Annotated in this window: 13 protein-coding genes and 1 other RNA gene; 9 read left to right on the top strand and 5 right to left on the bottom strand. The window is 67.3% G+C overall.

What is annotated here, in order from left to right; all coding sequences use genetic code 11:
* Positions 1-5: 5 nt before the first annotated feature.
* The gene (gene gyrA, locus ABIC50_RS02345) at positions 6-2,609 is read right to left on the bottom strand and encodes a DNA gyrase subunit A (RefSeq protein WP_011656274.1); all 2,604 of its coding nucleotides are present in this window, start codon (positions 2,607-2,609) and stop codon (positions 6-8) included.
* A 538-nt stretch (positions 2,610-3,147) separates the two neighbouring features.
* Between gyrA and ompA the strand changes: the two genes are divergently transcribed.
* The 4 genes from ompA (at position 3,148) to ssrA (ending at position 5,785) form a co-directional block, all read left to right on the top strand.
* A complete protein-coding gene (gene ompA / locus ABIC50_RS02340) occupies positions 3,148-3,816 on the top strand; it encodes an outer membrane protein OmpA (RefSeq protein ID WP_006750761.1) in 669 nt (222 codons plus the stop codon).
* A 153-nt stretch (positions 3,817-3,969) separates the two neighbouring features.
* The gene (ubiG, locus tag ABIC50_RS02335) at positions 3,970-4,668 is read left to right on the top strand and encodes a bifunctional 2-polyprenyl-6-hydroxyphenol methylase/3-demethylubiquinol 3-O-methyltransferase UbiG (RefSeq protein WP_175735013.1); all 699 of its coding nucleotides are present in this window, start codon (positions 3,970-3,972) and stop codon (positions 4,666-4,668) included.
* A 13-nt stretch (positions 4,669-4,681) separates the two neighbouring features.
* Positions 4,682-5,398: a phosphoglycolate phosphatase gene (gene gph / locus ABIC50_RS02330; protein WP_175661010.1), complete on the top strand. Its 717-nt coding sequence runs from the start codon at positions 4,682-4,684 to the stop codon at positions 5,396-5,398.
* Between the two features lie 17 nt (positions 5,399-5,415).
* Positions 5,416-5,785: a transfer-messenger RNA gene (gene ssrA / locus ABIC50_RS02325) on the top strand.
* 239 nt (positions 5,786-6,024) lie between these two features.
* Here ssrA and ABIC50_RS02320 read toward each other — a convergent pair.
* From ABIC50_RS02320 to ABIC50_RS02310, 3 genes are all read right to left on the bottom strand, one after another.
* Entirely contained in the window at positions 6,025-6,378 is a 354-nt protein-coding gene (locus ABIC50_RS02320; protein WP_011656259.1) for a DUF4148 domain-containing protein, read from the bottom strand.
* Positions 6,379-6,702: 324 nt separating this feature from the next.
* Positions 6,703-6,972: a hypothetical protein gene (locus tag ABIC50_RS02315; RefSeq protein WP_012363336.1), complete on the bottom strand. Its 270-nt coding sequence runs from the start codon at positions 6,970-6,972 to the stop codon at positions 6,703-6,705.
* Positions 6,973-7,072: 100 nt separating this feature from the next.
* Entirely contained in the window at positions 7,073-8,179 is a 1,107-nt protein-coding gene (locus tag ABIC50_RS02310) for a substrate-binding domain-containing protein (protein ID WP_354161391.1), read from the bottom strand.
* Positions 8,180-8,310: 131 nt separating this feature from the next.
* Here ABIC50_RS02310 and ABIC50_RS02305 point away from each other — a divergent pair, with 131 nt between their 5' ends.
* From ABIC50_RS02305 to ABIC50_RS02290, 4 genes are read left to right on the top strand one after another with little or no spacing between them, the layout of a single operon-like run.
* Positions 8,311-8,811: an NAD(P)H-dependent oxidoreductase subunit E gene (locus ABIC50_RS02305; protein ID WP_175701841.1), complete on the top strand. Its 501-nt coding sequence runs from the start codon at positions 8,311-8,313 to the stop codon at positions 8,809-8,811.
* The gene (locus ABIC50_RS02300; protein ID WP_354161390.1) at positions 8,808-10,385 is read left to right on the top strand and encodes a formate dehydrogenase beta subunit; all 1,578 of its coding nucleotides are present in this window, start codon (positions 8,808-8,810) and stop codon (positions 10,383-10,385) included. The genes ABIC50_RS02305 and ABIC50_RS02300 overlap by 4 nt, the downstream gene beginning before the upstream one ends.
* Positions 10,386-10,402: 17 nt before the next feature.
* Positions 10,403-13,354 (top strand): formate dehydrogenase subunit alpha, encoded by a 2,952-nt coding sequence (gene fdhF, locus ABIC50_RS02295; RefSeq protein WP_354161387.1) that lies wholly within the window; start codon positions 10,403-10,405, stop codon positions 13,352-13,354.
* Positions 13,355-13,361: 7 nt separating this feature from the next.
* On the top strand, positions 13,362-13,613 hold the full coding sequence (locus ABIC50_RS02290) for a formate dehydrogenase subunit delta (protein ID WP_006750770.1): 252 nt from the start codon (positions 13,362-13,364) through the stop codon (positions 13,611-13,613).
* Between the two features lie 8 nt (positions 13,614-13,621).
* On the opposite strand, the gene ABIC50_RS02285 is transcribed toward ABIC50_RS02290, so the two are convergent.
* Positions 13,622-15,274 carry an FAD-dependent monooxygenase gene (locus tag ABIC50_RS02285; protein ID WP_354161384.1) on the bottom strand — a complete coding sequence of 551 codons (1,653 nt, stop codon included), beginning with the start codon at positions 15,272-15,274 and terminating at the stop codon, positions 13,622-13,624.
* A 130-nt stretch (positions 15,275-15,404) separates the two neighbouring features.
* Between ABIC50_RS02285 and ABIC50_RS02280 the strand changes: the two genes are divergently transcribed.
* Positions 15,405-17,243 (top strand): tetratricopeptide repeat protein, encoded by a 1,839-nt coding sequence (locus ABIC50_RS02280; RefSeq protein WP_471685901.1) that lies wholly within the window; start codon positions 15,405-15,407, stop codon positions 17,241-17,243.
* Positions 17,244-17,266: the final 23 nt, after the last annotated feature.

Here is a 17,266-nt window from a genome sequence, read left to right as displayed (position 1 = left end):
GTTATTCAGGCTTCGCCGTCCGACGCCTCGTCGGCCTCGCCTTCGCCCTCTTCGGCTTCCGCGACCTGCTGCAGGCCGGAGAGCTTGGTACCCTCATCGAGACTGATGAGTGTAACACCTTGCGTAGCGCGCCCCATCTCGCGTATCTCGGAAACGCGGGTACGAATCAACACGCCGGCGGTCGTGATCAGCATGATCTGATCCTCGGCGTCGACGAGCGTCGCGGCCACGACCTTGCCGTTGCGCTCGGACGTCTGGATCGCGATCATCCCCTTCGTGCCGCGGCCGTGACGCGTGTACTCGGCGATCGGCGTGCGCTTGCCGTAGCCGTTCTCGGTCGCGGTGAGCACGGTCTGCTCCTCGCTGCCGGCGACCAGCAGCGCGATGACCTGCTGGCCGTCCTCGAGCTGCATGCCGCGCACGCCGCGCGCCTCGCGCCCCATCGGGCGCACATCGTTCTCGTCGAAGCGCACGGCCTTGCCGGAGTCGGAGAACAGCATCACGTCGTGCGCGCCGTCGGTGATCGACGCGCCGATCAGGTAGTCGCCCTCGTCGAGGCCGACCGCGATGATGCCCTTCTTCATCGGGCGGCTGAATGCCTCGAGCGGCGTCTTCTTCACGGTGCCGAGCGACGTCGCCATGAACACGAACTTGTCGGCCGAGAATTCCTTGACCGGCAGCACGACGTTGATCTTCTCGCCTTCCTGCAGCGGGAACATGTTGACGATCGGGCGGCCGCGCGAGTTGCGCGAGCCCTGCGGCACTTCATAGACCTTGACCCAGTACACGCGGCCGCGGTTCGAGAAGCACAGGATGTAATCGTGCGTGTTCGCGATGAACAGCGTCTCGATCCAGTCGTCTTCCTTCATCTGCGTCGCCTGCTTGCCGCGACCGCCGCGCTTCTGCGCGCGATACTCGGACAGCGGCTGCGACTTCACGTAGCCCGCGTGCGACATCGTGACGACCATGTCCTGCGGCGTGATCAGGTCTTCCGTATTCAGTTCGGTCGCGTTCAGCTCGATGCGCGAGCGGCGTGCGTCGCCGAATTCGGCCTTCACCGACGTCAGCTCGTCGCCGATCATCGTCGTGATCCGCTCCGGGCGCGCGAGGATGTCCAGCAGGTCGGCGATCTGTGCCATCACTTCGCGGTACTCGCCGATGATCTTGTCCTGCTCGAGACCGGTCAGGCGTTGCAGACGCATCTGCAGGATTTCCTGCGCCTGCGTGTCGGACAGACGGTAGAGCCCGTCGGTCTGCATCCCGAACGCGGGGTTCAGGCCTTCCGGACGATACGCGGAGCGGCCGCCCGCCGATGCGTTCTCGGTCTCGGCGCGCGTGAGCATCTCGCGCACGAGCGACGAATCCCACGGCTTCGCCATCAGTTCCTGCTTCGCGATCGGCGGCGTCGGCGCGGCCTTGATGATCGCGATGAACTCGTCGATGTTCGCGAGCGCGACCGCGAGACCTTCGAGCACGTGGCCGCGTTCGCGGGCCTTGCGCAGTTCGTAGATCGTGCGGCGCGTCAGCACTTCGCGTCGGTGCGACAGGAAGCACTGCAGGATTTCCTTCAGGTTCAGCAGCTTCGGCTGGCCGTCGACCAGCGCGACCATGTTCATGCCGAACGTGTCCTGCAGCTGCGTCGCCTTGTACAGGTTGTTCAGCACCACTTCCGGCACTTCGCCGCGCTTGAGCTCGATCACGACGCGCATGCCGCTCTTGTCGGACTCGTCGCGGATGTCGGAGATGCCCTCGAGCTTCTTCTCGTTGACGAGCTCGGCGATCCGCTCGAGCAGCGAGCGCTTGTTCACCTGGTACGGCAGCTCGTCGACGATGATCGCCATCCGCTGGCCGCGGTCGATCTCCTCGAAGTGCGTGGTGGCGCGCATCACGACGCGGCCGCGGCCGGTGCGATAGCCGTCGCGCACGCCGGCGACGCCGTAGATGATGCCGGCCGTCGGAAAATCCGGGGCCGGAATGATCTCGATCAGCTCGTCGATCGTCGCTTCGGAGTTGTTCAGCAGGTGCTGACAAGCGTCGACGACTTCGTTCAGGTTGTGCGGCGGGATGTTGGTCGCCATGCCGACCGCGATGCCCGACGAGCCGTTGATCAGCAGGTTCGGAATGCGCGACGGCAGGACCGCCGGCTGCATTTCGTTGCCGTCGTAGTTCGGCTCGAAGTCGACCGTTTCCTTGTCGATGTCGGCAAGCAGCTCGTGACCGATCTTCGCCATGCGAATTTCGGTGTAACGCATCGCCGCGGCATTGTCGCCGTCGATCGAGCCGAAGTTGCCCTGCCCGTCGATCAGCATGTAGCGCAGCGAGAAGTCCTGCGCCATCCGGACGATCGTGTCGTACACCGCGGTATCGCCGTGCGGGTGATACTTACCGATCACGTCACCGACGATACGCGCCGATTTCTTGTACGCGCGGTTCCAGTCGTTGTTCAGTTCGTGCATCGCGAACAGTACGCGCCGGTGCACGGGCTTCAGGCCATCGCGGACATCCGGAAGGGCACGTCCGACGATCACGCTCATCGCGTAATCGAGATACGAACGGCGCATTTCCTCCTCAAGGGAGGTGGGCAGGGTCTCTTTGGCGAATTGATCCATGTATCCGTATCGTTTCGGAGCGAAGACGGCGACCGCCTTTCGCGTGGGCGCTGCATGCGCAACGCAACGCGAGATTCTAACATGCGCCCATCGGCCGCCAGTTCGCCACCCCCTCTATATGTAAACAGCAAGAAACGGCGTCACGCGCGGGCCGCCCCCGTCCCAGCCCCTGATCCCGCCCCTTCACTGCGCTGCGGGGTCCGCGAATGGGCGTAACGCACGCGAGTAAACATATGCAGCCTTTCGCGCAATTTCGCCGACACGCCCTTGACAATCCCTAAAAGTTACGGCAGGTCGGTGTTGCGCATGCACCACAAACGTCGAGGCGATCTTGGGGTGGGGAGGATTTTTTTTCGTAGGAAGGGAACGATATGGCAAAATGCCAACGCACTGGAAGTTAGACGCTGCTCGAAGTCTACACAGAGCGGTGCCGCGTTTTTTGTGCCGCACCAATGTTATACTTCGAGCAATGTATGACTTGTCACCGTCAACAGGCTCGCAGTAAACCTGCGGTAATCTCAATTTCGAGAGGAGAAATATGAATAAACTTTCAAAGCTCGCGTTCATTGCAGCTACCGCAGTTATGGCTGCATCCGCTTCGGCACAGTCGGTGCCGGCGTCGCGTCAAGCCGTCAACGACAACTGGGTGAACGGCACGGGCGAATGGGTGTGGATGAACGGCACGAACGAGCTCTGCTGGCGTGACGCGTTCTGGACGCCGGCCACCGCCAACGCAAAGTGCGATGGCGCACTGGTCGCCCAGGCACCGCAGCCGCCGGTCGCTCCGGTCGCTCCGGCCATCTCGAGCCAGAAGATCACGTACCAAGCCGACGCACTGTTCGACTTCGACAAGGCAACGCTCAAGCCGCTGGGCAAGCAGAAGCTGGACGAACTGGCTTCGAAGATCCAGGGCATGAACACGGAAGTGGTCGTCGCAACGGGCTACACGGACCGCATCGGTTCGGACAAGTACAACGACCGTCTGTCGCTGCGCCGTGCGCAAGCAGTCAAGTCGTACCTGGTCAGCAAGGGTGTCCCGGCCAACAAGATCTACACGGAAGGCAAGGGCAAGCGCAACCCGGTCACGACGGGCTGCAACCAGAAGAACCGCAAGCAACTGATCGCCTGCCTCGCACCGGATCGCCGCGTGGAAGTGGAAGTGGTCGGTACGCAAGAAGTCCAGAAGACGACCGTTCCGGCGCAGTAAGCCACGGTTTTCGACTGCTTCAAAGCCCCGCTCCGGCGGGGCTTTTTCGTTGCCGCCGTCCACGCGCTCGTCGCTTCGCCGCTCGCCCGCATCTTATATACTCGGGGCTGACGCACCGTTGCACCGCCCTCCTCCCGTAGCCCGTTTGCCGACATGACCAACGCCGATCCGCACGAACTCCAGAAATTCAGCGACCTCGCCCATCGGTGGTGGGATCCGAATGCCGAATTCAAGCCCTTGCACGAGCTGAACCCGGTCCGGCTCGGCTGGATCGATGCGCATGCGCACCTGGCCGGCAAGCGCGCGCTCGATATCGGTTGCGGCGGTGGCATCCTGTCCGAATCGATGGCCGGGCTCGGCGCGCAGGTCAAAGGTATCGACCTGTCGACCGAGGCGCTCGGCGTCGCGGATCTGCACAGCCTGGAGAGTGGCGTCACGGTCGACTACGAGGCGATCGCCGCCGAAGCGCTCGCCGAACGCGAGCCGGGCACCTACGACGTCGTCACGTGCATGGAGATGCTCGAGCACGTGCCGTCGCCGGCCGGCATCGTCGCTGCGTGCGCGACGCTCGTCAAACCGGGCGGCTGGGTGTTCTTCTCGACGCTGAACCGCAACCTGAAGTCGTACCTGTTCGCGGTGATCGGCGCGGAATACATCGCACGAATGCTGCCGAAGGGCACCCACGACTACGCGCGCTTCATCCGGCCGTCGGAACTGGCGAGCTTCGTGCGCGGCACCGATCTGCACATCGTGGAGATCAAGGGCATTACCTATCACCCGATCGGCAAGCGCTTCGCGCTGTCGAACGACACCGACATCAACTACCTCGTCGCGTGCCGCCGCGGCGCGTGACCTTCCAACCGGCATGACGACTCCCCTTTCGACCGGGCGGGCCGCGCTCGACGAGCCGCGCCTGCTGCACTGCGCTGCGGTGCTGTTCGACCTCGATGGCACGCTCGCCGATACGGCGCCCGATCTCGCCGCAGCCGTCAACAAGATGCAGCGCGTGCGCGGCCTGCCTGAAACACCGCTCGACGTGCTGCGTCCACTGGCATCGGCCGGTGCGCGCGGCCTGCTCGGCGGCGCGTTCGGCATCGACCCGCAATCGCCCGGCTACGACGCGATGCGCGACGAGTTCCTGGCCAATTACGCGACGGACATCTGCGTGCACACGACGCTGTTCCCCGGCATCGGCGACGTGCTCGACGAACTCGATACACGCGGCGTGCGCTGGGGCATCGTCACGAACAAGGTGATGCGCCTCACCGCACCGCTCGCCGACCTGCTTGGGCTGGCACGACGCGCGGCCTGCATCGTCGGGGGCGACACAACGCCGCACTCGAAACCGCATCCGGCCCCGCTGCTGCATGCGGCCGAACAAATGACGCTCGCGCCGGAACGCATCGTCTACGTCGGCGACGATCTTCGCGACATCCAGGCCGGCAGTGCGGCAGGCATGGCGACGGTCGCGGCCGCCTATGGTTATTGCGGCGACGGCGCCGCGCCGGGCGACTGGCAGGCGCAGCATCTCGTCGGCTCGACGCAGGAACTACGCGAACTGCTGCGCGATGTTGGGCTATAATGATCGATCTGATCCGCGGGGGCGACCTGGTTTCGACAGGGGTTGTGAAGCGGCTAGGGCATGTCGAGGACCCGTCACCTCGTTAATCAATGGGAAAATCGTAACTGCAAACGACGATACGTTCGCACTGGCAGCCTAACGGCCGCCGTCCTCTGCCTAGTTCACTGACGGGCTAGTGTCGTAAGACCGGTAGCAATACCGCCAGAGGTCATTTACGTCAGTTAAGCCCTGTCGGCGTCGCGACGCCAGGGTCGAAAATTTAGCGAATCGCCGTAGTGCAGCGTGTTCGTCCGCGTCGCTGCGGTTAAATCAAATGACTGAACTAAACATGTAGAACTAGTCGTGGAGCGCTTCTGGACGCGGGTTCGATTCCCGCCGCCTCCACCAAATTCCGCGCTTGACGCACAAACCCCGCACGACGCGAGTCTGCGGGGTTTTTTGTCGCCGGCGAAACCGTACGTCCCGCGCCTTTTCGAAAAAGCGCCCAGCCCCGGGCGGGCCGGGCGGAATGCCGCCGGTATGCCGGCGGCCGGAGGTCACGGATGTTCGGTACCGCCGGGCATCGCGACGCGGCGCAACGTGTCGTCGTTGCGCCGCCCGCGCAGCGTCATCCGGTGATGCGCCGCTTAGCTGCCGCGATACAGCGACTTCATTTCTTCGGCACTGGCCGGGCGCACGCCGATCGCACGTGAGCCCGATGCCGATGCGCCCTGCGCTTGTGCGCCATAGCCGCTGGCATCGGCGCCTTGCGCCTGGGCAAGCGCGCTGCGTTGCTGCTCGGCGACGCGCGCAGTGGCTGCCTGGATGGCTTCCGGATAGTGCGGATCTTCGCCGCGGGCGGTGTTGTAACCGGCCTGCTGGAGCTGAACCAGTTCGGCGCGGACCTGTGCGCGGGTCAGTGCCGAGCCGGGTTGCGCGAACGACACGACCGGGGCGACGAGAGCGGCAGCAACGACAACGGCTTGAACGAGCGACTTCATGATGACCTACCTCCAGATTTGTCTGATTTCGCGGTGAACACCCGTTCATCGCTGACAGATCGAAGTTTATGTAGGCGCATGCTTAAGAATAAGGCAGGTTTCAGGAAGACATCCTTCCTGGATTCAGGGTTAACCCTAGATTCATGAATTCGACATTTGGCCGCTCCGGCGCCGGATGCTCAAGCTCGAACACAACGTACGTGCCGCAAAAAACACGGCCCCGCGAAGCAGCAAGCTTCGCGGGGCCCGGAAACAACCGCCCGATCTCGTGCGGTTATCGGCAACGCGCTCGCGGCGGCAGCGATGCCGCACGCCGGCGCGAGCTTACTGGGTGTCGAGCGGGCACTTCAGGTTGCAGCCGTTCGGGTCACCCAGATCGCCCTTGCGGCGCAACGCCGACTTTTTGCCGTTCTGGTATTTCTGCGACGGCGCTGACGCCGCGAACGGCATCTGCGGATGCTCGGCCAGGCGGAACTGCTCGCTCAGGATCCCGCCGGGCACGCCGGGGGAATTCTGCGCGAACGCAAACGGCGAAACAGCGACCAGAAGCCCCGCGGTCAACGCTGCCGCGGCAAGGGGAACGGAAAATTTCATGGCGGGATGACGCCTGAACGGCGTGCTTGTTGGGACGTTGATCAAGCGGCAAGCGTAGCGCAAATCCCCCGCTGTTGCAGCGCGCTTCGCACGCTTGCCGTTACCGTGCGTTGCCGTCCGGCCCACCCGCGTCGGCCGTGCCCGCAAGCCCGGCCGCGATGCCGGTCAGCGTCCCGCATGCGGCCGGGTCGTAGCCGTCGAGATACGCGACGCGCTCGACGAAGCGCGCATCGCGCAGCAAGGCCAGCACGCCGGCGAGCGGATGCGAATCGAGCCGCGCGCGTTCGCACGCAAAGTAGTAGTCCTCGTCGACGACCGGGATGAAATCGAGCCCGAAATGATGGGCGGCCGGCTCGACGCCGAAGCCCAGATCGGCCATCCCGCTCGCGACGAACGCGGCGATCGCCGAGTGCGTGAGTTCGGCGGACGCATAGCCGTCGATACGCTCGGGATCGATGCCGATCGCGCGCAACGCGAGATCGAGCAGCATGCGCGTGCCCGACCCCGGCTGCCGGTTCACGAAGCGAATGTCGTTGCGCGCGAGATCGGCGAGCCCACGGATCTGCTTCGGGTTGCCGCGCGGCACGAACAGCCCCTGCTGGCGACGCGTCAGATGAATCAGCACGTGACGCGTGTCGTCGAGCCACGGCCGGTAGATCTGCGCGCACTGCTCGCGAAACGCGCCGCGCGGCAGATGGAATCCGGCCAGCTCGCATTCGCCGCGCGCGAGCGCCTGCACGGCCTCGACGCTCTCGCGATACTTGATGTCGACGGCTGCCTGCGCATCGACGAGCGCGGAAACGAGCGCCGCGACCGCGTAGCCGTGCGATGCATGGATGCGCACGGCGCCGTCGCGTTGCGCGAGCCGCCGGTTCAGGTCGCTCGCCACCTCGGCCGCCAGCGTGCGCAGGTTCCCGTCGAGACGGCTGCGCGCGAGGCGCTGCGCGTCGACGACCGCCTGCCCCAGCTCCGACAGCGTCGACCCCTTGCCGCGCGCGGTTTCGATCAGCTCGCCGCCGACGCACGACTCCAGCGCGCGCAGCAGCCCCCACGCGTGCCGATACGACAGCCCTTTCGCCTGCGCGGCCTGCGCGATGCTGCCCGTCTCGGCCACGAGCTCGAGCAAAGGCGCGACGTCCGACAGGCTTGCGGTGCGGCCCTCCGTGTCGCGTACGGTCAGATACGCGTCGCATTCAATTCGAATCAATTATGCACTCCGATTTCCTATTGCGACTGCGAAATCTTCCGCTTATCGTTGGGGAAAATCAATCAGTACGAAGTCCTGCTGCGCACTATATGCATTCGCAGCGCATATGAGACTTTGGAGGAGCATAAGCGATGTCCCCGAATTCCCCTGCGCCCGACGTGCTCGTCGAGCGCCATGCGCGCGCCGGCCGCTCGCTCGTCGCAATCCTGCACGCGATCCAGGACGACGCCGGCTACGTGCCGGCCGGCTGCGTCGCGCCGCTCGCGAAGGCACTGAACCTGTCGCGCGCGGAAGTGCACGGCGTGCTCACCTACTATCACCACTTCCGCACCGCACCGCCCGCGCGCGTGACGATCCAGATGTGCCGCGCCGAGGCGTGCCGCAGCATGGGCTGCGAAACGCTGGCGGCGCACGCGGAAGCGCGCACGGGCTGCCGGTTCGACGCCGCGCACGGCGATGGCGCCGCTGCGCACGCGCCGGGCGACGTCGCGCTCGAATCGGTCTACTGCCTGGGGCTGTGCGCACAATCGCCGTCGATGACGGTCAACGGCGTGCTGCACGCGAAGGTCACGCCCGAGAAGTTCGACGCGCTGCTCGCCGACGCGGCCGCCCACACCCCGGAGGCCGCATGACGACCCGCATCTACGTTCCGCGCGATTCGTCCGCACTGGCGCTCGGCGCCGACGCGCTTGCCGCCGCGATCGTCGCGGAGGCCGAGCGGCGCGGCGTCGCGATCGAACTGGTCCGCAACGGTACGCGCGGCTTGCTGTGGCTCGAGCCGCTGGTCGAAGTCGGCACGACCGCCGGGCGCGTCGGCTACGCGAACCTGTCGGCCGCCGACGTGCCCGCGCTGTTCGACGCGAACTGGCTCGACGGCGGCACGCATCCGAGCGGCGTCGGCCTCGTCGATGCGCTGCCCTATCTCGCGCGCCAGCAGCGCCTCACGTTCGCGCGCATCGGCCTGACCGATCCGCTGTCGATCGACGACTACCTGAAGCACGACGGCCTCGCCGGCCTGAAGAACGCGCTCGCGCTCGACGGCGACGCCGCGTGCGAGACGCTGATCGAATCGGGGCTGCGCGGCCGCGGCGGCGCGGCCTTCCCGGCCGGCATCAAGTGGCGCACGGTCCGGCAGGCCAGCGCGACGCAGAAGTACATCGTCTGCAACGCGGACGAAGGCGATTCGGGCACGTTCTCCGATCGCCTGATCATGGAAAGCGATCCGTACTGCCTGATCGAAGGGATGATCATCGCGGGCATCGCGACGGGCGCGACGCTCGGCTACATCTACGTGCGCAGCGAATATCCGCACGCGATCGCGGCGCTCGAAACCGCGATCGTGCGTGCCCGTGAAGCCGGCTGGCTCGGCGAGCACGTGCTCGGCTCCGCGCATGCGTTCGACCTGCACGTCGCGAAGGGCGCCGGTTCGTACGTGTGCGGCGAGGAAACGGCACTGCTCGAATCGCTCGAAGGCAAGCGCGGCGTCGTGCGCGCGAAGCCGCCGCTGCCGGCGCTCTCCGGCCTGTTCGGCCAGCCGACCGTGATCAACAACGTGATCACGCTCGCGACCGCGCCGGTGATCTTCGCGCGCGGCGCCGCGTTCTATCGCGACTACGGGATGGGCCGCTCGCGCGGCACGCTGCCGTTCCAGCTCGCGGGCAACATCCGCCACGGCGGGCTCGTCGAGCTCGCGTTCGGCGTCACGCTGCGCGAGCTGCTGTTCGACTACGGCGGCGGCACGGCGAGCGGCCGGCCCGCGCGCGCCGCCCAGGTCGGCGGCCCGCTCGGCACCTATCTGCCCGAACACCAGTGGGACGTGCCGCTCGACTACGAGGCCTATACGGCCATCGGCGCGGTCGTCGGCCACGGCGGCATCGTGCTGCACGACGACACGTCGAATCTCGCGGAGCTCGCCGAATACGCGATGAAGTTCTGCGCGATCGAATCGTGCGGCAAGTGCACGCCGTGCCGGATCGGATCGACGCGCGGCGTCGAGACGATCGCACGCATTCGCGAAGGCGATACGTCGGAGCGACAGGTCACGCTGCTGCGCGACCTGTGCGACACGATGCTCGCCGGCTCGCTGTGCGCGATGGGCGGGATGACACCGTACCCGGTGCTGTCCGCGCTCGATCATTTCCCCGAAGATTTCGGGCTCGCCGCCGGCAAGCAAGCCGCGTCGGGTCCGGTCAAGGCTGCGGCCTGACCCAGAAGGAGCCCTGCATGTCCCTCGACACGAACAACGTCCGCCAAGGCGGCTGCGGCTCAGGCCAATGCGCGTGCAAGAGCGCCGCACAGGCGCGCGCCTTCGATCCGTTCGACGACACCGACTACGGCACGCCGCAACGGCATGCCGACACCGACGTCACGCTCGAAATCGACGGCCAGCCGGTGACGGTGCCGGCCGGCACGTCGGTGATGCGCGCCGCGATCGAAGCCGGCGTCAACGTGCCCAAGCTCTGCGCGACCGATTCGCTCGAACCGTTCGGCTCATGCCGTCTGTGCCTCGTCGAAATCGAAGGCCGGCGCGGCTATCCGGCATCGTGCACGACGCCTGCCGAAGCCGGGATGAAGGTGCGCACGCAGTCGGATCGGCTGCAGTCGCTGCGCCGCAACGTGATGGAGCTGTACATCTCCGATCACCCGCTCGACTGCCTCACCTGCCCCGCCAACGGCGACTGCGAGCTGCAGGACATGGCGGGCGTCGTCGGCTTGCGCGAAGTGCGCTACGGCTTCGACGGCGCGAATCACCTGCGCGAGCAGAAGGACGAGTCGAATCCGTACTTCACGTACGATCCGTCGAAGTGCATCGTCTGCAACCGCTGCGTGCGCGCGTGCGAGGAAACGCAAGGCACGTTCGCGCTGACGATCGCCGCGCGCGGCTTCGAATCGCGCGTCGCCGCCGGCGAAAGCGAATCGTTCATGGACTCGGAATGCGTATCGTGCGGCGCGTGCGTCGCCGCCTGCCCGACCGCCACGCTGCAGGAAAAATCCGTCGTCCGGCTCGGCCAGGCCGAGCACTCGGTCGTCACGACCTGCGCGTACTGCGGCGTCGGCTGCTCGTTCAAGGCCGAGATGAAGGGCACGCAGGTCGTGCGCATGACGCCGCACAAGAACGGCCTCGCGAACGAAGGCCACGCGTGCGTGAAGGGACGCTTCGCGTGGGGCTACGCGACCCACAAGGACCGCATCACGAAGCCGATGATCCGCGAGAAGATCACCGACCCGTGGCGCGAAGTCAGCTGGGAAGAGGCGCTCACCTACGCGGCGACGCAATTCCGCAAGCTGCAGCAGAAGTACGGCCGCGATTCGATCGGCGGCATCACGTCGTCGCGCTGCACGAACGAGGAAACCTACCTCGTGCAGAAGCTCGTGCGCGCCGCCTTCGGCAACAACAACGTCGACACCTGTGCACGCGTGTGCCATTCGCCGACCGGCTATGGCCTGAAGGCGACGCTCGGCGAATCGGCCGGCACGCAGACCTTCGCGTCGGTCGACCACGCCGACGTGATCGTCGTGATGGGCGCGAACCCGACCGACGGCCACCCGGTGTTCGGCTCGCGCCTGAAGCGGCGCATCCGCGAAGGCGCGAAGCTGATCGTGATCGATCCGCGCCGCATCGACGTGGTCGACGGCCCGCACGTGAAGGCCGCGCACCACCTGCAGCTGCGCCCCGGCACCAACGTCGCGATCGTCAACGCGCTCGCGCACGTGATCGTCACCGAAGGGCTCGTCGCCGACGCGTTCGTCGCCGAGCGCTGCGAAGCGCGCGCATTCGAGCAATGGCGCGACTTCGTGTCGCGTGCCGAGAACTCGCCCGAAGCGACCGCCGATGTGACGGGCGTGCCGGCCGAAGTGGTGCGCGAAGCCGCGCGCCTCTATGCGACCGGCGGCAACGCCGCGATCTACTACGGCCTCGGCGTGACCGAACACGCACAAGGCTCGACGACGGTGATGGGCATCGCGAACCTCGCGATGGCGACCGGCAACATCGGCCGCGAAGGCGTCGGCGTCAATCCGCTGCGCGGCCAGAACAACGTGCAGGGCTCGTGCGACATGGGCTCGTTCCCGCATGAACTGCCCGGCTACCGCCACATCGGCGACGACAGCGTGCGCGCGCTGTTCGAACACGCATGGTCGGCCACGCTGCAACCGGAACCGGGGCTGCGCATCCCGAACATGTTCGACGCCGCGCTCGACGGCAGCTTCAAGGGGCTCTACTGCCAGGGCGAGGACATCGTCCAGTCGGACCCGAACACGCAGCACGTCGCCGCCGCGCTGTCGTCGATGGAATGCGTCGTCGTGCAGGACATCTTCCTGAACGAGACCGCGAAATACGCGCACGTGCTGCTGCCGGGCTCGACGTTCCTCGAGAAGGACGGCACGTTCACGAACGCGGAGCGCCGCATCTCGCGCGTGCGCAAGGTGATGCCGCCGCTCGCGGGCTACGCGGACTGGGAAGTGACGCTGCTGCTGTCGCAGGCGCTCGGCTACGACATGCATTACACGCATCCGTCGGAAATCATGGACGAGATCGCACGGCTCACGCCGACCTTCTCGGGCGTGTCGTACGCGAAGCTCGACGCGCTCGGCAGTATCCAGTGGCCGTGCAACGACCAGGCGCCGGACGGCACGCCGACGATGCACATCGACGCGTTCGTGCGCGGCAAGGGCCGCTTCGTGATCACGCAGTTCATTCCGACGCCGGAAAAGGTCACGCAGCGCTATCCGCTGATCCTGACCACGGGCCGCATCCTGTCGCAATACAACGTCGGTGCGCAGACGCGCCGGACCGAGAACGTCCAGTGGCACGAAGGGGACCGCCTCGAGATCCATCCGCACGACGCGGAAGATCGCGGGATCCGGACCGGCGACTGGGTCGGCATCGAATCGCGGGCGGGCCAGACGGTGTTGCGCGCGCTCGTGTCCGATCGCATGCAGCCGGGTGTCGTGTATACGACGTTCCACTTCCCCGAATCGGGCGCGAACGTGATCACGACGGACAGCTCCGACTGGGCGACGAACTGCCCGGAATACAAGGTCACGGCCGTGCAGGTGATGCCGGTCGCGCAGCCGTCCGACTGGCAGCGTGCGTACGCGCGCTTCAACTCGGAGCAGCTCGACCTGCTCGAGCGCCGCGCGGCCGCGCCGGCCGCCGTGACGACGGGCAAGTGAGGACGCGATGGACAACGGACACCTGATCGACATGGCCAACCAGATCGGCGCTTTCTTCGAATCGATGCCCGATCGCGAAGAAGCGCTGACCGGAATCGCCGAGCATATCCGGCGCTTCTGGGAACCGCGGATGCGTCGTGCATTGCTCGCCGCGCTCGACGACCCGTCGAGCGAAGCCGCTCAACGCGCGGCGCCGATCGTGCTCGCCGCGATCGCCGCGCACCGCGCGTCGCTCGTGCCGGCCGCAGTCTCCGCCTGAGCGCCCCGCTACGCGGGCAGCGACATGCCCGCGAACCAGCTTTCGCAGTGGCGCAGCAGCGCGTTCGCGTCGGTGGCCGTACGGCCGCGCGCCGCGATGTAACCATCGGGCCGCAGCAGGTAGAACGACGGCCGCGAGCGGCCGTATGCCTGCGCCAGCCCGTCCTCGCCGTCGCTTTCGGCATCGGCGACGCGCCAGGCGCGCACCGCGCCCGGCATGATCAGTTCCAGCCCCTGCGCGAGCGCCCGCGCATCCGCGGGCATCGGCGGCACGTCGTTCGCATCGCCCGCGTCGACGCCTGCCGGCTCCTCGAGCAGCAGCAGCGTGAAGCTCGCCGGGTCGTGCAGGTCGTATAGCCGCGCGGTGCCGGGTGCCCGCCCGAGCGGCCCGTCGACCACATGCACGAGCGCGTCCGGCGCACGCTCGCCGGCGCGCGGCCCGCCGTCGAGCACGCGCTCGAGCGTGAGCGGGCTTTTCCGGTATTGCACGCCAAGCTCGCTGACGGTGCGCCGCACCGCGTCGCGCACGGGCCCGAACGTCGCCAGCAGCGGCACGACGTGATCGCGCAGCAGCTTCATCGCGCCGTGATCGGCTTCGACGATCTGCGTGACGAGGCCTGTCTGCCGCAATACGTCACGCTCGATCGGATGGCGCTCCGCGTGATACGTGTCGAGCAGCCGCTCCGGCGTGCCGCCGCCAAGCACGCGCGCGAGCTTCCAGCCGAGATTGAACGCTTCCTGCATGCCCGTGTTCATGCCCTGCGCGCCTGCCGGGCTGTGAACGTGCGCGGCGTCGCCCGCGAAGAACACGCGCCCGTGACGCAGCCGGGCGACCATCCGGCTATGCAGCCGGAAATACGACGACCACGCGAGGTCGCTCGGCGCGATCGACGCACCGACGCGGGCGCGCACGATCGCCTCGCATTGCGCGAGCGACGGTGGCGGCGCATCGGGAGATGCATCGCCAGGCGGCCGGTCGGCGACGAGCCGGTAGCGGCCGCCGCCCATCGGGAACAGCCCCGCGATGCCGTCGGGCGTCGTGAACAGGTGGATCTCTTCTTCCGGCCAGTCGGGTATCGCCGAGAAATCGGCGAGCAGGAAGGTCTGCTCGAACGCTTGCCCGGCGAAGCCGAGGCCAAGCAGATGGCGCACCGTGCTGTGCGCGCCGTCGGCGGCGATCAGGTAGGACGGCGCGAACGATCGTTCACGCCCGTCGGCGCCGCGGATCGTCACGTCGAGCGACGTGCCGCCCGCGTCGCACGCCGTGAGCGTGACGCCGCGTTCGACCGTCACGCCGAGGCCGGCCAGGTGCTCGGCGAGCAGCTGCTCGGTGATGCTCTGGTCGAGAAACAGCAGGTACGGATAGCGCGTTTGCAGCGGATCGAAATCGAGCCGCGCGATCACGCGGCCGCCCGCATGCAGCGCGGCCGCGTGCGCGCGATGCCCCAGCACGAGAAACGGTTCGACCGCGCGATGCTGCTCCAGCATTTCGAGCGTGCGCGCCTGGATGCCGATCGCACGCGAATACGGCGCGGGCGTGGTGAGCCGGTCGATGATGCGTACCGGCACGCGGGCGCGCGCGAGACTCATTGCGGCGGCAAGGCCGGTCGGGCCTGCGCCGACGATCAGCACGGGCGGGATGTCGAGCAGTGTGTCAGCCATGTGCGCCTCGATGACACGCGATCCTGCAAGTCTACGCCGCTCCGCGTGACGGGGCCATATGCCGACCGGCCAATCTGGGGCGCCCGCGCGCAGTGTGGGAAAATACGCGCTTTCCGCCAGTTTTCGCGTCATGGATTCCGCATTCGACCGAGCGTACGCCGCGCACCGCGCGGGCCGCCTCGCCGAGGCCGAGCACGGCTATCGTGCCGCGCTCGGCACCAATCCCGCCGACGCCGACGCGCTGCATCTGTTCGGCGTGCTGCGGCATCAGCAGGGCCAGCATGCCGAGGCAGCCGATCTCGTCGGGCGTGCGGTCGAATTGCGCCCGGGCGACGCCGCGCTGCAGCTCAATCTCGGCAACGCGCTGAAGGCGCTCGGCCGGCTCGACGAAGCGATCGAGCGGTTTCGCAACGCGCTGACGCTCGCGCCCGAATTCCCGCTCGCGCACTACAACCTCGGCAACGCGTACGCGGCGCTGCAGCGCCACGAAGATGCCGTCGACGCGTTCGGCCGCGCACTTCGGCTCACGCCCGACGACGCGTCGATCCACAACAATCTCGGCAACGCGCTGAACGCGCTCGGCCGTCACGACGATGCGCTCGCCGCGTTCCATCGCGCACTCGAGCTGCGGCCCGGACATGCCGGCGCGCACAACAATCTCGCGATGGCGCTGAACGCGATGGGCCGGGCCGACGACGCGATCGCGCACTTCCAGGCGGCGATCGCCGCGCAGCCGCGCTTCGTCGCCGCGCATTTCAATCTCGGCAATACGTTCGAGGCGCTCGGCCGTCACGGCGAAGCCGCTGCGGCGTTCGAAGCCGCGCTCGCGCTCCACCCGCCGTTCCCGCTCGCCCTGTTCGGGCTCGCGAACGCGCTGTGCGCGCTCGGGCGCCAGCGCGAAGCGCTGCCCTACTACGAACGCGCGGTCGGCCTCGATCCGTCGTTCAGTCTCGCGTGGCTGAACCTCGGCAATGCGCATCACGCACTCGGCGCGCACGAAATGGCGCTGCGCGCGTTCGACCAGGCGCTGCGCGTCGCGCCCGATCTGAAGCTCGCGCAACTGCACCGCGCGGTCACGCTGCTGACGCTGGGCGACTTCACACGCGGCCTGCCCGCGTACGAAACGCGTCACGACACGCCGGGCGCGACGCCGCTCGGCACACTGCCGCGCTGGCAAGGCGAGCCGATTGCGTCGCGCACGCTGCTGATCCGCGCGGAACAGGGCTTCGGCGACACGCTGCAGTTCGTCCGCTTCGTGCCGCTGGCCCGCGCGCGCTGCGCGCGCGTCGTGCTCGAAGTGCAGCCGGAGCTCGTCGCGCTGCTCGCGCCGGCGGCGACGCGCTGGCGCGTGACGCTCGTCGCACAGGGCGCGGCGAAGCCGCCGGCGGCGGACGTCGCGTGCACGCTGATGAGCCTGCCTTTCCTGCTCGGTATGCAGCCGTCCGACATCGTCGCGGGCAAGCGTTACCTCGACGCGCCGGACAGCGCGCGCCGGCGCTTTCGCGGCTCGCTCGGCGGCCAGTCGAAGCGCAAGTTCGGCCTCGCGTGGTCGGGGCGCCGCCAGGCGCAGGAAAACCGCTCGATGCCGTTCGACGCGCTCGCGCCGCTGCTCGCGCTGCCGGACATCGACTGGGTCGTGCTGCAGCCCGCGCTCGACGACGACGAACGGGCGCGCGTCGACGCGCATCCGCGCGTGCATCACCTCGACGGGCGGCTGAACGACTTCGCCGACACGGCCGCGCTGATCGAACGGCTCGACGGCGTCGTCACGATCGATACGGCCGTCGCGCATCTGGCGGGCGCGCTCGGCAAGCCGCTGTGGATCATGCTGCCGTTCGCGCCCGACTGGCGCTGGTTCACCGGCGATGACTGCCCGTGGTATCCGCACGCCAGGCTGGCCCGCCAGTCCGCACCGGGACAATGGCTCGAGGTGGCAGCGACGGTCGCCGACGCGCTGCGCGCCGCGTGAATTCCGAAAGCCGATGAGAAAAG

It is taken from the genome of Burkholderia sp. 567 (assembly GCF_040545115.1).
In the GTDB taxonomy this organism is placed as follows: domain Bacteria; phylum Pseudomonadota; class Gammaproteobacteria; order Burkholderiales; family Burkholderiaceae; genus Burkholderia; species Burkholderia ambifaria.
This window is presented reverse-complemented; position numbering and strand designations above follow the sequence as displayed.

Coding starts and splice junctions, on each gene's coding strand:
- ABIC50_RS02280 (WP_471685901.1), top strand. CDS start 15,405: ATGGATTCCGCATTCGACCGAGCGTACGCCGCGCACCGCGCGGGCCGC.
- ABIC50_RS02285 (WP_354161384.1), bottom strand. CDS start 15,274: ATGGCTGACACACTGCTCGACATCCCGCCCGTGCTGATCGTCGGCGCA.
- gyrA (WP_011656274.1), bottom strand. CDS start 2,609: ATGGATCAATTCGCCAAAGAGACCCTGCCCACCTCCCTTGAGGAGGAA.
- ABIC50_RS02305 (WP_175701841.1), top strand. CDS start 8,311: ATGTCCCCGAATTCCCCTGCGCCCGACGTGCTCGTCGAGCGCCATGCG.
- fdhF (WP_354161387.1), top strand. CDS start 10,403: ATGTCCCTCGACACGAACAACGTCCGCCAAGGCGGCTGCGGCTCAGGC.
- ompA (WP_006750761.1), top strand. CDS start 3,148: ATGAATAAACTTTCAAAGCTCGCGTTCATTGCAGCTACCGCAGTTATG.
- ABIC50_RS02315 (WP_012363336.1), bottom strand. CDS start 6,972: ATGAAATTTTCCGTTCCCCTTGCCGCGGCAGCGTTGACCGCGGGGCTT.
- ubiG (WP_175735013.1), top strand. CDS start 3,970: ATGACCAACGCCGATCCGCACGAACTCCAGAAATTCAGCGACCTCGCC.
- ABIC50_RS02320 (WP_011656259.1), bottom strand. CDS start 6,378: ATGAAGTCGCTCGTTCAAGCCGTTGTCGTTGCTGCCGCTCTCGTCGCC.
- ABIC50_RS02300 (WP_354161390.1), top strand. CDS start 8,808: ATGACGACCCGCATCTACGTTCCGCGCGATTCGTCCGCACTGGCGCTC.
- gph (WP_175661010.1), top strand. CDS start 4,682: ATGACGACTCCCCTTTCGACCGGGCGGGCCGCGCTCGACGAGCCGCGC.
- ABIC50_RS02290 (WP_006750770.1), top strand. CDS start 13,362: ATGGACAACGGACACCTGATCGACATGGCCAACCAGATCGGCGCTTTC.